The organism is Roseobacter sp. GAI101 (assembly GCF_000156335.1).
GTDB lineage: Bacteria > Pseudomonadota > Alphaproteobacteria > Rhodobacterales > Rhodobacteraceae > Sulfitobacter.
In genome coordinates this window covers 2,171,549-2,185,224 of record NZ_DS999213.1, presented here as the reverse complement: position 1 = coordinate 2,185,224, position 13,676 = coordinate 2,171,549, and the positions used below count along the sequence as shown (strand labels likewise).

At 60.9% G+C, this 13,676-nt stretch carries 15 protein-coding genes; 12 read left to right on the top strand and 3 right to left on the bottom strand.

Going from position 1 to position 13,676, the window contains the following annotated elements; translation table 11 throughout:
- Positions 1-16 precede the first annotated feature (16 nt).
- Entirely contained in the window at positions 17-658 is a 642-nt protein-coding gene (locus RGAI101_RS10155; protein WP_008226347.1) for a bifunctional 4-hydroxy-2-oxoglutarate aldolase/2-dehydro-3-deoxy-phosphogluconate aldolase, read from the top strand.
- Here the strand turns inward: RGAI101_RS10155 and RGAI101_RS10150 are convergent.
- Positions 655-1,179 (bottom strand): winged helix DNA-binding protein, encoded by a 525-nt coding sequence (locus tag RGAI101_RS10150; RefSeq protein WP_008226492.1) that lies wholly within the window; start codon positions 1,177-1,179, stop codon positions 655-657. The genes RGAI101_RS10155 and RGAI101_RS10150 overlap by 4 nt on opposite strands.
- Before the next feature lie 183 nt (positions 1,180-1,362).
- Between RGAI101_RS10150 and RGAI101_RS10145 the strand changes: the two genes are divergently transcribed.
- The gene (locus RGAI101_RS10145) at positions 1,363-2,280 is read left to right on the top strand and encodes a lipid A-modifier LpxR family protein (RefSeq protein ID WP_008228396.1); all 918 of its coding nucleotides are present in this window, start codon (positions 1,363-1,365) and stop codon (positions 2,278-2,280) included.
- 174 nt (positions 2,281-2,454) lie between these two features.
- The gene (locus tag RGAI101_RS10140) at positions 2,455-3,531 is read left to right on the top strand and encodes a Hint domain-containing protein (protein WP_037227937.1); all 1,077 of its coding nucleotides are present in this window, start codon (positions 2,455-2,457) and stop codon (positions 3,529-3,531) included.
- A 40-nt stretch (positions 3,532-3,571) separates the two neighbouring features.
- Here RGAI101_RS10140 and RGAI101_RS10135 read toward each other — a convergent pair whose 3' ends face one another.
- Positions 3,572-4,141, bottom strand: a complete 570-nt coding sequence (locus RGAI101_RS10135) for a TlpA family protein disulfide reductase (RefSeq protein ID WP_037227935.1) — start codon at positions 4,139-4,141, stop codon at positions 3,572-3,574.
- 22 nt (positions 4,142-4,163) lie between these two features.
- Here RGAI101_RS10135 and argH point away from each other — a divergent pair, with 22 nt between their 5' ends.
- Genes argH through RGAI101_RS10110 form a run of 6 tightly spaced genes read left to right on the top strand, consistent with a single transcriptional unit; the run spans position 4,164 to position 10,148 of the window.
- Positions 4,164-5,555: an argininosuccinate lyase gene (argH, locus tag RGAI101_RS10130; RefSeq protein WP_008225712.1), complete on the top strand. Its 1,392-nt coding sequence runs from the start codon at positions 4,164-4,166 to the stop codon at positions 5,553-5,555.
- Positions 5,552-5,731 carry a hypothetical protein gene (locus RGAI101_RS10125; protein ID WP_037227933.1) on the top strand — a complete coding sequence of 60 codons (180 nt, stop codon included), beginning with the start codon at positions 5,552-5,554 and terminating at the stop codon, positions 5,729-5,731. The genes argH and RGAI101_RS10125 overlap by 4 nt, the downstream gene beginning before the upstream one ends.
- Complete coding sequence (locus RGAI101_RS21915; protein WP_008227222.1) at positions 5,728-5,898, top strand: hypothetical protein; 171 nt, start codon at positions 5,728-5,730, stop codon at positions 5,896-5,898. Before RGAI101_RS10125 ends, RGAI101_RS21915 begins: the two co-directional genes overlap by 4 nt.
- A 1-nt stretch (position 5,899) precedes the next feature.
- Positions 5,900-6,217, top strand: a complete 318-nt coding sequence (locus tag RGAI101_RS10120) for a DUF2834 domain-containing protein (RefSeq protein WP_008227954.1) — start codon at positions 5,900-5,902, stop codon at positions 6,215-6,217.
- Between the two features lie 40 nt (positions 6,218-6,257).
- A complete protein-coding gene (lysA, locus tag RGAI101_RS10115) occupies positions 6,258-7,523 on the top strand; it encodes a diaminopimelate decarboxylase (RefSeq protein WP_008228097.1) in 1,266 nt (421 codons plus the stop codon).
- Between the two features lie 39 nt (positions 7,524-7,562).
- Positions 7,563-10,148, top strand: a complete 2,586-nt coding sequence (locus tag RGAI101_RS10110; RefSeq protein ID WP_008228197.1) for a TIGR02302 family protein — start codon at positions 7,563-7,565, stop codon at positions 10,146-10,148.
- A gap of 39 nt (positions 10,149-10,187) precedes the next feature.
- On the opposite strand, the gene RGAI101_RS10105 is transcribed toward RGAI101_RS10110, so the two are convergent.
- Positions 10,188-10,982: a zinc-ribbon domain-containing protein gene (locus RGAI101_RS10105; RefSeq protein ID WP_008225874.1), complete on the bottom strand. Its 795-nt coding sequence runs from the start codon at positions 10,980-10,982 to the stop codon at positions 10,188-10,190.
- A 165-nt stretch (positions 10,983-11,147) separates the two neighbouring features.
- Between RGAI101_RS10105 and RGAI101_RS10100 the strand changes: the two genes are divergently transcribed.
- From RGAI101_RS10100 to RGAI101_RS10090, 3 genes are read left to right on the top strand one after another with little or no spacing between them, the layout of a single operon-like run.
- Positions 11,148-11,825 carry a cell division ATP-binding protein FtsE gene (locus RGAI101_RS10100; protein ID WP_008227740.1) on the top strand — a complete coding sequence of 226 codons (678 nt, stop codon included), beginning with the start codon at positions 11,148-11,150 and terminating at the stop codon, positions 11,823-11,825.
- Positions 11,822-12,727 (top strand): cell division protein FtsX, encoded by a 906-nt coding sequence (locus RGAI101_RS10095; protein ID WP_008225464.1) that lies wholly within the window; start codon positions 11,822-11,824, stop codon positions 12,725-12,727. The genes RGAI101_RS10100 and RGAI101_RS10095 overlap by 4 nt, the downstream gene beginning before the upstream one ends.
- Positions 12,727-13,452 (top strand): lysophospholipid acyltransferase family protein, encoded by a 726-nt coding sequence (locus RGAI101_RS10090; RefSeq protein WP_008227872.1) that lies wholly within the window; start codon positions 12,727-12,729, stop codon positions 13,450-13,452. Before RGAI101_RS10095 ends, RGAI101_RS10090 begins: the two co-directional genes overlap by 1 nt.
- Positions 13,453-13,676: the final 224 nt, after the last annotated feature.

Genomic DNA, 13,676 nt, shown 5'->3' with positions numbered 1-13,676 from the left:
CAAAAGGACGAAAAATATGACCCCCCAAGACGCAAGCGCATCCGCCTACGAGATCTGCAAACGCGCCCCGATCGTGCCGGTTCTGGTGGTGCATGACGTTGCACATGCGCGGCCCTTGGCCGAGGCGCTGGTCGCTGGCGGCTTGCCTGCGCTCGAGGTGACATTGCGTACGGATGCCGCGCTTGATGTCATTGCCGAAATGGCAAAGGTCGAGGGCGGCTTCGTCGGTGCTGGCACCTTGCTGACGCCCGACGATGTAAAGCGCGCGGTCGATGCAGGGGCCACATTCGGCGTCTCGCCCGGTGCCACCGACAAGCTGCTTCAAGCCGCCGAAGATCTGGATCTGCCGATGCTGCCCGGTGCCGCCACGGCATCAGAAGCGATGCGCTTGCTGGAACGCGGCTATGATATGCTCAAGTTCTTTCCTGCCGAAGCATCTGGCGGGGCACCGGCATTGAAATCGCTGGCGTCACCCTTGCCGCAAATCCGCTTTTGCCCGACGGGCGGGGTCAGCCCGTCCAATGCGGAAAGCTATCTGTCGCTGCCCAATGTGGTTTGCGCAGGCGGCAGCTGGGTTGCCCCCGACGCGCTGGTGCGTGCTGGCGACTGGGCCGCGATCACCGAATTGGCCCGTGCCGCCAACCAGTTGGGCCGCTAAAGCGACGCCGCCGCGCGGCTTGCCTGATCATATTGGCCTGAAATGGCCCGCAGATGGGCGGCGATGTTACGCAGATCGTCGCCCTTGATGTCGGTGCGGCCCAGACTGTCGATCAGGCAGGTGTTGCGCACGGCGCGGTAGGCCTCGATCAGGTCGGCCCCTGCGGTTGAGGTGCGGTAAAATACTTCCTTGCCGCGCTTTTCCGCTTCGATCAGACCGGATTTCAACAGCTTGCGCAGCGCGTAGTTGACCGTGTGCGTGTCTTCGATGTTCAGCATAAAGCAAATGTCGGTCAGGCGTTTGTCGCGCTGGCGGTGGTTGGTGTTGTGGAGCACCAGAATCTCAAGCGGTGTCAGGTCGGGATTGCCGGCTGCGGTCATGCAGCGCGACATCCATCGGCTGAACGCGTTATATGCGATGATCATGCCGTATTCGAGCTCGGAAGCCTCCCAACCTTCGCCTTCGGCAAGGTGGCGCGATGAAACGATTCGGCGGGACGGGTGCGATTTCGGGTCTGACATGGGGGCTCCGGCGCTATTTTTACTGGTATAACGTTAGCGATTTGTCGGCGTTGCGCAAGTTTCATCGGATGCAACAGGTTGAAAACAAAACTTGTTCTGTTGCCGCTGCGCACTAGCCGCATTGATCGAATCACTTTAGGGGTTAAATCAGGTGGGCCGGGGGGCGTAACCGCAGGACCGCATATGTTTCGAATTTTTCTTGCCGCTTTGACCGCATCCCTTCTGACACCACTCGTTGCCAGTGCCGCGGATCGCACGCGCATCGGCTATGGCCGCTTGATCACAAATGATTTTCTGGGTGATCTGGAAGACCGCGAACGTACTGGCGCTGTCGCCTCATCGAGAGTGTGGGGGAGCCCTTGGATCGGCGATCTTCCGGACCGTTTCGGCGATCTGATCGAATTGCGCCTTGGGATGGAAGTGCTCGCCCCGGAAAATATCGTCAACCCTGGCGCGGGATCGCGCCCTTGGGCCGGGGTGCTTTCCGCAGGATTGCACACGCATTACCAGTATAAATCAATGGAACTGGCGATGGGTGCTGCGGTCTATGCCACGGGTCCGCAGACCGGGCTGGGCAGCTTGCAGCGTGAGTTTCATGATCTGGTCGGGGACAGACCTCCGTCGGACCAGACCCTGAATGCGCAGATCGCCAATGGATTTCATCCGACCATGATCGTCGAGGCGGCCCGCAGCTATCCGATCGGGACAAAAACGACCCTGCGTCCTTTCGTCGAAGGCCAAGCCGGGATCGAGACCATGGTGCGGGCAGGGGTCGACTTTACCTTTGGCAGCATCGGCAGGGGCGGGCTATTGGTCCGCGATTCGACGTCCGGACATCGCTATCGGGTGATCCCGAATGCGGAAAACACCGGCTTCAGCTTTGTCGTGGGGGCCGACATGGCCTATGTCACCGATAGCACCTATCTGCCCGAAGACCGCGGCCTTGACCTGACGGACCACCGCGACCGCGTGCGTCTTGGCGTGCATTGGCAGGGCGACGGCGCATCGGCCTTTTATGGCGTGACATGGTTGGGCAAGGAATATGAAACCCAGCCCGAAGATCAGGTTGTCGGGGCGGTTCGGGTGAATTTCTCGTTCTAGCAGTGCCGATCCGGCGGATCGGTTAACTGACTGCACGCAGGGGCAGCATCGACCTGCCGATCTGACAGGTTAGCCTTTTTGCAACGCCTTGGAACCTTTGACGCAACCGGTCTTCCCAGACGGCTGCCGTTTTGCTAACCTGACCCCAATAAAAAAAGACGAGGCAGGTGAACAGTGGGCAGAACGGGCTTTAAAGGCACGTTTGTCATAAGCTGGGCGCAAACAGAAATAGACGGGCTAGACGCCGCGCCGGTGCAATCCTTGAAAGTAGGGGCTGCATGGGCATGGAGAGGTGACGCAATCCGCGTTGACGGCCCGAATGATGTATTGCGGCTGGATCAGGCAGACGGCGCAGAAGACTTGCGCAAACGGGCGGCACGCATGGTGCACCGTCTTGTGGGCGCAGCATTGGATCAGGACGCACCGCCGGTGCGCAAGGATCGCAGCGATACGCAGTTTTCGGAACTGATGGACAACAGTTTTGTCGTCACCGACGGTGGCAAAAGCTATACCGTGACCTTGATCGAGGTGGGCCGTGGCAGCCAGCCACTGTTGATGTTTCTGGATGAAATGCCGCCGCGCAACAGCGATCTTTGGATCGTGCACCATACGCTTGGGTCTGTCGCGTTGGACAAGGTTGCCGAAAACGGCGGGGGCGTGATCTGTTTTACCCCCGGCACGCTGATCCGCACCGCAGATGGCGCAGACCGGATCGAAAATCTGCGCGAAGGTGATCTGGTTCAGACCAAAGACAACGGGATGCAACCGATCCGCTGGATCGGCAAACGCCGGATGAGCGGTGCACGCCTGTTTGCGATGCCGAAACTGCGTCCTGTGCGGTTTCACGCCAACGCGCTGGGCCTTGCGCGCCCGGATCAGGATTTGCTGGTGTCGCCCAGTCACCGGCTGCTGATCAAGGGTGAGGTCGCGCGCAGTTTGTTCAATACATCAGAGGTGCTGGTGTCGGCCAAGGATATGATCAACGGGTCAAGCGTCACGGTCGACGCCCACACCCGCGAGATCACCTATATCCACGTGCTGCTGGACACCCACCAGATCATGTGGGCCAACGGTGTCGAAACAGAAAGCTTCCACCCCGCCTCGGCGGCGCTGGAGACGCTTGATGGCTCCGACCGGGCACGGCTTGTCGCGCAGTACCCCAAGCTGACCTTTGATCCGCATACCTATGGCAGCTATGCGCGGCGCAACCTTAGCGTATCCGAGGCCGCGATTTTGCATCACGCGGCCTGATAAGGGGGGGGCGTGCGGTCGTTTTTAGCAACAGAACCGGTTAACTGTCGGTCCTGTCGGCCACCAATGCCTGAACAATCGCCTTTGCGCTGTCGCTGGACCAATCGGCGTCGCCGCGCAGGCGGGCGATCTCGCGGCCGTCGGGGTCCATGATCACGGTGATCGGCAGGCCGAAAATCCCCATCTGGCTGGCGAGGGCCTGCTTGGGGTCTTGATGGCGCGGCAGGCTGTCAACGCCAGCCTCGTCAAAGAACCGTTGAATCCCGTCGGGGGAATTGCGGCCCGTGGCAATCGTCAGCACCTCGAAATTATCGCCGCCGAATTCCTTTTGCAGTGCGTTCAACTGCGGCATTTCCTTGCGACAGGGCGCGCACCATGTCGCCCAAAAGTTGACCACAACATATTTGCCGCGCCAGTCCTCAAGTGTCGCCTGGCCCGCGCCATCAGCCAGATCAAAGGCCACTGTCGACGTCGCCACAGGCGCGTCATGCACCACGAGTTTTTTCATGTCCCCGTCGCGCAAGGCTGCGATGTCGACGCTTTGGCCAAAGCTTGGGTTTGCACCGACGGCCAGGGCCGTATAAACGAGCGCGAGCATTACTTTTCTCATTTTCCCTCCGAGGGGTTGCCTGATGACTGATACGACTTCGAACAAGATGTGGGGTGGCCGTTTCGCCGCCGGACCAGACGCGATCATGGAGGCGATCAACGCCTCGATCTCGTTTGACCAGCGCATGGCCGCCCAGGATATTGCCGGGTCGCGCGCCCATGCCGCCATGTTGGCCGCACAGAACATCATCACTGATAGCGATGCGGATGCGATTGGGAAAGGCCTGCTCACGGTCTTGTCAGAGATTGAAGGCGGGACGTTCCAGTTCTCAACGACGCTGGAAGACATCCACATGAACGTCGAGGCGCGGCTGAAAGAAGTCATCGGCGAACCCGCCGGGCGTCTGCACACGGGCCGGTCGCGCAACGACCAGGTCGCGACGGATTTCAAGCTGTGGGTGCGCGACCAGTTCGACGCCGCCGAAAGCGGTCTGCTGGCCTTGATCCAGGCATTGCTGGGGCAGGCAGAAGCGGGGGCCGATTGGGTCATGCCAGGTTTCACCCATCTGCAAACCGCGCAGCCGGTCACCTGGGGCCACCACATGATGGCCTATGTCGAGATGTTCGGCCGGGATTTGAGCCGGATGCGCGATGCACGGGCCCGGATGAACGAATCCCCCTTGGGTGCGGCGGCATTGGCGGGCACGTCCTTTCCGATCGACCGCGACATGACGGCGCATGCGCTTGGGTTCGACCGCCCGTCTGCCAATTCGCTTGATGCGGTCAGTGACCGCGACTTCGCCCTCGAATTCCTCGGGGCGGCGTCCATCTGTGCGATGCACCTGAGCCGTTTCGCGGAAGAACTGGTGATCTGGTCGTCTGCACAGTTCCGTTTTGTCACCTTGTCGGACCGTTTTTCGACCGGGTCCAGCATCATGCCGCAAAAGAAGAACCCTGACGCGGCAGAGCTGATCCGCGCCAAGATCGGACGCATCATGGGGGCCAACGTGGCGCTGATGATGGTGATGAAGGGGCTGCCACTGGCCTATTCCAAGGACATGCAGGAAGACAAGGAACAGGTGTTTGACGCCGCCGATAACCTGATGCTGGCGCTGGCCGCGATGGAGGGCATGGTCAAGGACATGTCCGCGAACCGCGACAGCCTTGCCGCTGCGGCGGGGTCGGGGTTTTCGACCGCGACCGATCTGGCGGACTGGCTGGTGCGTGTGCTGGGCCTGCCGTTTCGTGACGCGCATCACATCACCGGATCGCTTGTGGCACTGGCCGAAAAGAACGGCTGTGACCTGCCCGATCTGACGCTGGACCAGATGAAGACTGCCCATGACGGCATCACGGCGGATGTTTTTGACGTGCTGGGCGTGGAAAATTCCGTCAATTCGCGTATGTCTTACGGGGGGACCGCGCCAGCGCAAGTGCGGGCGCAGGTTGCCCGCTGGAAAGGGATTGTAGGATGAAACCTGCCTTGGCTTTGGTGTCCTTGCTTGCCCTTGCGGGGTGCGGCGCGGATGGCGAACCGCAAAAACCGCAGATCAACGGCAACGTGACCCTGTCGAATTCAGGCGTTTACGCTGGCACGTCCGTGTCTGTCGGACCCAACCCGTTTCGGTTGGGTCTGGGGTTGGGTCTGTGACGCGGCTGGCGGGGATGATCCTATCGGCGATCGTGCTGGGGGCCTGTACCACACCGGTGCCGCGCAATGCTGATGACGTGACCCACCCGCGCCAAGAGCCGTCGAATTATGAACCGGGCATTCACGTTTCAGGGTATGTGAACGTCGGCGTTTCAAAGGGGTTCTGACATGTCCGTCCTGCGCATGATCTATCTTGCCCTGGCCGTCTGGGGCGCGGTCCATCCGATGTATTATTTCGTGTCATGGTTTCGGGCCAATGGGTTTGATATCATGGGCATGGTCGATGCGTGGCATGCGAACGCAGCCTCGAGCGGGTTGGTCTGGGATTTGACGATCGCCGCTGTTACGCTGACGGTCTGGATCGTCGCCGAGGTCGCGGTGCGGCGAAATTGGCTGGCGCTGATTGCCATTCCCGCAACCTTTGGTATTGGGGTAAGCTGTGGCCTGCCCTTGTATCTATTTCTGCGGTCGGCCCCTGTAAAATAGTGTCGGAGCCTCCGGCGGGGATATTTGGGAGCCAGAGAAGATGGATCATTTCCTGTATCGCGACGGTGCGCTGTTCGCTGAAGACGTTGCCATATCAGAGATCGCGGCAACGGTGGGAACACCGTTTTACGTCTATTCCACGGCGACGTTGCTGCGCCATTTCAAGGCGTTTGATGATGCACTTGAAGGGATGGACCATCTGGTTTGCTATGCGATGAAGGCCAATTCCAATCAGGCGGTTTTGCGCACTTTGGCCCAGGCGGGCGCTGGCATGGATGTTGTGTCAGCCGGGGAATATCTGCGCGCCAAGGCGGCTGGTGTTCCGGGCGACAAGATTGTGTTTTCCGGCGTAGGCAAAACGGCCGCCGAGATACGGCTGGCGCTGGAAGGCGGCATTCGACAGTTCAACGTTGAATCCGAGCCCGAGATGGAGGTGCTGGATACTGTGGCACGGTCACTGGGCAAGGTCGCGCCCATTACCATTCGCGTGAACCCGGATGTTGACGCCAAGACCCACGCCAAGATCGCGACCGGCAAGTCCGAGAACAAGTTCGGCATTCCCATCGCGCGTGCGCGCGAGGTTTACCGCATGGCTGGCGCGATGGCGGGCCTGGAGGTCATCGGGATCGATGTGCATATCGGCAGCCAGCTGACCGATCTTGCCCCGTTCGAACAGGCCTATGACAAGGTCGCCGAACTGACGGAAGTTCTGCGCGCTGATGGCCACAACATTCGCCGCCTTGATCTGGGGGGCGGATTGGGCATTCCTTACGAGCGCAGCAATGAAGCGCCGCCTTTGCCCCGCGATTACGGGGCGATGGTGCAGCGCAAGCTGGGGCATCTGGGGTGCGAGGTTGAAATCGAGCCCGGTCGCCTGATTGCGGGCAATGCCGGCCTGATGATCAGCGAAGTGATCTATGTGAAGTCTGGCGAAGGCCGCGATTTCCTGATTCTGGATGGTGCGATGAACGACCTGATCCGCCCCGCCATGTACGAGGCCCATCACGATATCATCCCCGTGGTGGAACCCGCACCGGGTGCGGAACAGCAGCCTTATGACATCGTCGGGCCGGTCTGCGAATCCGGGGATACCTTTGCCAAGCAGCGCATGATGCCCGCGCTTGCCGCAGGAGACCTTGTCGCGTTCAGAAGTGCCGGTGCATATGGTGCCGTGATGAGCAGCGAGTATAATTCGCGGGCACTTATTCCCGAAGTTCTGGTCAAGGATGATCAATTTGCGGTTATCCGCCCGCGACCGACCTTTGACGAAATGATAAATCGAGATACCATCCCTGAATGGCTTTGACCGCGCGCTGCGTGTCTGCCGTGCGGGAGACTGTCAAAGATGACCTTATTCACAAGCGATGACCAACGGCGCGGGCTGGCCAAGATCAAGTGGCCGCTCAGGCTGACTTGGGCGGGCATGTGGGCTGAAATGTTGGTGCAGGCGCTTTGGCCTGTGTTCGGGGTGATCCTTTTCGTGCTGGCGGCGTTGATGCTGGGGCTGCACGATCTTGTCCCGGTCGAAGGTGTTTACGCCGCGGCTGTGGTGGCGTTGATCGCTGCCGTGGGTGCATTGGTTTACGCCGCATGGCATTTTCGGATCCCTAGACAGTTCGAAGCATTGGCACGGCTGGATGCCAGCTTGCCCGGACGGCCCATTCAGGCCCTGAAGGACGCGCAAGCCATCGGTGCGGGCGATGCGGCGTCGATGGCGGTCTGGCGCGCCCATCAGAAACGGATGAGCGACCGCGCGGCGGCAGCGCGGGCCGTGCCTGCCGATTTGCGCGTGTCACGGCGCGATCCGTTTGCGCTCCGCTATGTGGCGGTGCTGTTTTTCGCGACGGCGCTGATCTTTGGGTCAGTCCTGCGTGTGGGATCGGTTGCGGGGATGGCCCCGGGCGCTGGCGGACTGGCGAGCGGCCCTGTCTGGGAAGGCTGGGCCGAACCGCCCCGCTATACCGGGCGGCCGACGCTGTACCTAGCTGACTTGGACGCCGGGGCGATCAATTTGCCTGCCGGTACGCTGATCACGCTGCGGCTTTATGGCGAAGTCGGCGCGTTGACCGTGGCGCAGACCGTGTCGGGTGATCCTGTCGCATCTGATGCAGAACCTGCACTGGTGATGGATTTTACGGTCGCCCAAAGTGGTGAAATCCGCATTGATGGCCCCGGCGGGCGGGCGTGGGACGTGACGATGCTGCCGGATGCCGCCCCCGAGGTGGAAATTCTGGGCAATCCCGAGGTTGCGGCCTTGGGTGAAATGCGCCTGCCTTTTGCGGCCCGCGATGATTACGGAGTCGAGGCGGGCGAGGCGCGGATCAGCCTTGATCTGGCGGCGGTTGACCGGCGCTACGGTCTGGCGATTGAACCCGATATGCGCCCCGAACTGGTTGTGCCCTTGCCGATGCCGATCGCGGGGGACCGTACCAGTTTCGAAGAAAATCTGATCGATGATTTCTCAAAGCACCCATGGGCGAACCTGCCGGTCAAAATCAGCCTGAGCGTTCTGGACGCGTCAGAGCAGCAGGTTGCGACCCCCGCGCGCGAGATGACCTTGCCGGGACGGCGCTTTTTCGACCCGCTTGCTGCCGCAGTGATCGAACAGAGGCGTGACCTGCTGTGGTCCAAGGCGAACGCGGCGCGGTTGGCACAGGTCCTCAAGGCGGTGGCGTATCGTCCGCAAGACGTGTTCCGGTCGGAAACATCCGCATTGCGGCTGCGTCAGCAGATCGACCGGTTGGATATTCGCGCCCGGTATGGCCTGACCGATGAGGTCCAGACCGATATCGCCGAAGATCTATGGGACCTCGCGATTGAGCTGGAAGAGGGCGTGCTGGCCGATGCGTTGGACCGGATGCGCCGTGCGCAGGAACGCCTGACAGAGGCGATGAAGAACGGTGCGTCGAAAGAGGAAATCGCCGAACTGATGGACGAATTGCGCCGCGCGACCGAGGAATACATGCGTCAGTTGCAGCGCCAGCAAGCTCAGAACGGCGACCCGCAGGACCCGCAGCAAGGGCAGCAGGGCGAAAGCATGCAGATGACCCAGGACGATTTGCAGCGCATGATGGACCGCATTCAGGAGTTGATGGAGCAGGGCCGCATGGCCGAGGCCGAACAGGCCCTGCGCGAGTTGCAGGAAATGATGGAGAACATGCGCGTCACCCAGGGCCAGCCCGGTCAGGGCGGTCAAAGCCCCGGTGAGCAAGCGATGGAAGGGCTGGCAGAGACCTTGCGCGATCAGCAGGACCTGAGCGATCAGGCCTTTCGCGATCTTCAGGATCAGTTCAATCCCGAGGGTCAGCAGGGGCAACAAGGCCAGCAAGGTCAGCAGCCCGGTCAGCAACAAGGACAACAGCAGGGGCAGCAGCAAGGACAGCAGCCCGGGAAGAACAACGGCCAAAACGACGGTCAGACCCAAGAGGGTCAAGGCCAAGGGTCCATCGCCGATCGCCAGCAAGCGCTGCGGGATGAGTTGAACCGCCAGCGAGGGAGGCTTCCGGGCGGTGGCACACCCGAAGGAAAAGCCGCGCGCGACGCGCTGGACCGCGCGGGCCGGGCCATGGATGGTGCCGAAGAAGCTCTGCGCAGGAATGACCTGTCCGAGGCGATTGATAACCAGTCTCAGGCGATGGAAGCCCTGCGCGACGGCATGCGTGCCCTTGGGGATGCCATGGCGCAGGAACAGCAGCAGAACCAGCCGGGCCAAGGCACTGGCGAAGGAAACCAGCAGGCCAAGAGCCGTGATCCCTTGGGGCGCAATCAATCCTCGAACGGGGGCGAAAGCACCGAAGGCGACCTGTCGATGGACAATGATGCTTACGGGCGCGCGCGCGAATTGCTGGATGAGATTAGACGCCGGTCAGGCGAAGCTGGCCGCCCCGAGGTCGAACGTGACTACCTGAACCGTTTGCTGGACCGTTTCTAGCTCAGGCCTGAGCGCGCCAGAATTCTGATTGATACTGGCCTAGCTGCCCGATTCCAGAGCCTTGGCATCCAGCCACTGCAAGGCGATTTGCAACTGGCTGTCCAGCCACAGGCGGGTGTTGTCGACCCAAGCCACATAGGCCGACAGATAGGGATCGACCCCAGGTGCCATCGCGGCAATCTTTGGCGCAAAGACATAGACCATGATCAGCAGCGTCGCCAGAACCACGATGCTCAGAAACCCGACGCTGAAGCCGCGCCGCTCTTCGGGTGTATCCAGGCCTACGGCGGTTGCCACATCTCCGGCGGGGGCGGCATTGCGCCGCGCCGTATCAGACCGCAGGGTTGAATTTATCTCTTCGATGTCGGGCAACAGGTCGCGGCGTGATCCCATGGCAGCCGCTGTTGCCTTGGCTTCGGGTGCGGTGCGCATTTCCTCGCCGCGCAGCCGGGCCATGCGGTCGCGGGCCTGTCGTGCGCGTTCGCTTTCAGTGGTTTCGCTGGCACTATCCAACCCCAGATCGGGTTGGCTTTCCAATGTCTCTGCCTGACGGCTTTGGCGTGCGGCCTGCTCCGCTTCGGCTTCCTGTCGCAGGATATCTGCGACCGACGGATCAAGCTGCTTGCGCACAGGGGCAGGTGTCCCTTGCGGTGTGGTCCCGGGAAAGAAATCGTCATCCTCGGCAGCGTCTGAATCCTCTTCGGGCATATGATCGGGATGGTGCTGGAACCAGGTCTGGCCACAGTTCGAACATTGCACATCGCGCCCCGATCTCGGCATGACCTCGTCGGGAACCTCGTATTGCGCATCACAATTGGGACAGATCAGTCTCATCTCGCGTCCGTACCCATTGGAAACCTCACCTTCTTCACCTGTAAATGACCTTATGGTGTAGAAATCGACAGGAAAAGTGCAATCTTCGCACCCAGCCTGCCAAGGGGTGCATTGAAACCCAAGCGGTGCTAAGGCACAACAGTTCGAACGAGTTGGGAATTTCGTGTGATCGAGTTTGAAAACGTGGCCTATAGCTATGGCGGGGGCGAATTGCTGTCCGATATCTCGGTCAAGCTGGCACCGGGATCGTTTCACTTTTTGACCGGGCCGTCGGGGTCCGGCAAGACCACCTTGATGAAGCTATGCTACGGCGCGCTGTTGCCGACAGCGGGTCATGTGCGCCTGTTCGATACGGATGTGCGCAGCCTTGACCGCGATGATATCGCGATGGTCCGCCGGCGCGTCGGTGTCGTGCATCAGGATTGCCAGTTTCTGAACCACCTGCCGGTGTCCGAAAACATAAGCCTGCCGCTGACAGTGTCGGGTCGCCATGCCGATACTGCAGGCGGAGACCTTCAGGAATTGTTATCCTGGGTCGGCCTGAGCAACCGCGCCGATGCCTTGCCGCCTGAACTGTCGGGGGGCGAACGCCAGCGTGCGGCCCTTGCACGTGCCGTGATCATGTCGCCCGATGTGGTGCTGGCCGATGAACCCACGGGCAATGTGGATTGGGAAATGTCCCAACGCCTGCTGCGCCTGTTGGTCGAGCTGAACAAGATGGGAAAGACCGTGCTGATCGCGACCCATGACCTGAGCCTGATCCGCGCCACCAAGGCGCAGGTGCAGGCGCGGGTGTTGCGGATCGCCAACCGGCGTATCCAACTGGCGGGGGCTGACCTGTGACCAAGCCAAACGCCACCCTTGCGGCCCTTTTCAAAGGGGACCGGCAGGCGGACCGGGTCGTGCCGCCGTCTGGGTTCACCGCGCAGCTGACATTATTTGCGGCTGCGACGATGGCGTTTCTGGCGGTGTTTGCGCTGGCGCTGTCGCTGGCGTCAGGCCGGTTGGCGAATATGTGGGGGCAGGAACTGGCGCGTACTGCGACGATCCGCGTCGTGGCTCCGGTTGATCAACGCGCCGCACAAACGGCCGCCGCCCTGCGCATTCTTGAGACGACAAAAGGTGTACAGACCGCCCGTGCGCTGACAGACGCCGAACAGCAGGAACTGCTTGCCCCTTGGTTCGGCCCGGAATTGGCAATTGACGCATTGCCGGTGCCCCGCCTGATCGAAATCATCGAGGACGGTGATGGCATGGACGCCGACGGGCTCCGCCTGCGACTGGCTGCCGAGGTGCCCGGCGCGGTGTTGGACAACCATAGCCGCTGGCGTGCGCCGCTGGTCAAAGCGGCCTCGCGGCTCAAACTGTTGGGGTGGATATCGACATTGCTGATCACGGCGACGATGGCGGCGATGGTAACACTTGCAGCCAATGCCGCGCTGTCTGCGAACGCACAGGTCATCGCGGTGTTGCGGTTGGTCGGTGCCACCGATGGCTATATCGCGCAGGCCTTTATCCGGCGTTTCACGCTGCGCGCGCTGACAGGGTCGGCAGCGGGCACGGTGCTGGGGATGCTGGCGATCCTGCTGCTGCCAAGCACCTCTGACGCGGGGGGCTTTCTGACCGGTCTCGGCTTTCAAGGATGGCATTGGCTGGTGCCGCCGCTGATCCCGTTCTTGGCAGGTGCCGTCGCCTTTGCCGCTACTGGTGCCGCAGCGCGCCGTACCCTAAAGGAACTTGCCTGATGTTACAGTGGATACGCTCGATCACCTTTATCGTGGGGTGCACGGTCTTCATGCCTGTTATCGGCCTTCTTTATGCACCATGGGCGCTGTTTTCCAAGCGGGGGGCTTATGCCTGCTGCAAATGCTATTCGCGCGGGGTGATGTGGATGGCAGAACATATCGTCGGCATGCGCTGTGAAGTACGCGGCACGCCCCCAACAGATGCAGTCTTGATTGCCGCCAAGCATCAGTCCTTCCTGGATATTCTGATGATATTTCAATCTGTCCCGGCGGGTAAATTCATCATGAAAAGGGAAATCCTCTGGATGCCTGTGATCGGGCAATATGCCAAACGCATGGGGATGATCCCCGTCAACCGTGGCAAACGGGGGCAGGCGGTGACAAAGATGCTGGCCGACGTCAGGGTCGGCGACATGGAAGCGGGCCAGATGATCATCTACGCCCAAGGCACCCGCGTCGCACCGGGCGCAGTCGTCCCCTATAAAAAAGGGACTGCGGCACTTTATGAACAGCTGGGTCAGCCCTGCGTACCGGTCGCCACGAATGTTGGGTATTTCTGGCCCCGTCGCGGCCTGTACCGTCGCCCTGGCGTCGCGGTGGTCGAGTTTCTGGAACCGATGCCCGCCGGAATGGCGCGCAAGGAGTTTATGGAAACCCTAGAACGCGTTGTCGAAACGCGATCGGATCAATTGCTCGCAGACGCACGGGCGCATTCTAAGCGTTAAAGGTGGTGGCAGCCATCATCAGATGCGACTGCGCTTGCTATCGTTTCCAAGAGCGTAGGATCTTGACCTGTTTAAAAAATACTTAGAAGCTTGAGCAAAACCGGAGACCTGAGAGATCAGGCGGTAAGACTTCATAAGATACCGACCGCTGAGACCTTACTGCCGTTGCTTTCAAACAACGACTATTCAGTCTTCTCTGGCTCTTAAATATCCCGGGGTCTGGG

Coding starts and splice junctions, on each gene's coding strand:
- RGAI101_RS10110 (WP_008228197.1), top strand. CDS start 7,563: ATGACCTTATTCACAAGCGATGACCAACGGCGCGGGCTGGCCAAGATC.
- RGAI101_RS10155 (WP_008226347.1), top strand. CDS start 17: ATGACCCCCCAAGACGCAAGCGCATCCGCCTACGAGATCTGCAAACGC.
- RGAI101_RS10135 (WP_037227935.1), bottom strand. CDS start 4,141: ATGAGAAAAGTAATGCTCGCGCTCGTTTATACGGCCCTGGCCGTCGGT.
- RGAI101_RS10125 (WP_037227933.1), top strand. CDS start 5,552: ATGAAACCTGCCTTGGCTTTGGTGTCCTTGCTTGCCCTTGCGGGGTGC.
- RGAI101_RS10150 (WP_008226492.1), bottom strand. CDS start 1,179: ATGTCAGACCCGAAATCGCACCCGTCCCGCCGAATCGTTTCATCGCGC.
- lysA (WP_008228097.1), top strand. CDS start 6,258: ATGGATCATTTCCTGTATCGCGACGGTGCGCTGTTCGCTGAAGACGTT.
- argH (WP_008225712.1), top strand. CDS start 4,164: ATGACTGATACGACTTCGAACAAGATGTGGGGTGGCCGTTTCGCCGCC.
- RGAI101_RS10120 (WP_008227954.1), top strand. CDS start 5,900: ATGTCCGTCCTGCGCATGATCTATCTTGCCCTGGCCGTCTGGGGCGCG.
- RGAI101_RS10090 (WP_008227872.1), top strand. CDS start 12,727: ATGTTACAGTGGATACGCTCGATCACCTTTATCGTGGGGTGCACGGTC.
- RGAI101_RS10145 (WP_008228396.1), top strand. CDS start 1,363: ATGTTTCGAATTTTTCTTGCCGCTTTGACCGCATCCCTTCTGACACCA.
- RGAI101_RS10105 (WP_008225874.1), bottom strand. CDS start 10,982: ATGAGACTGATCTGTCCCAATTGTGATGCGCAATACGAGGTTCCCGAC.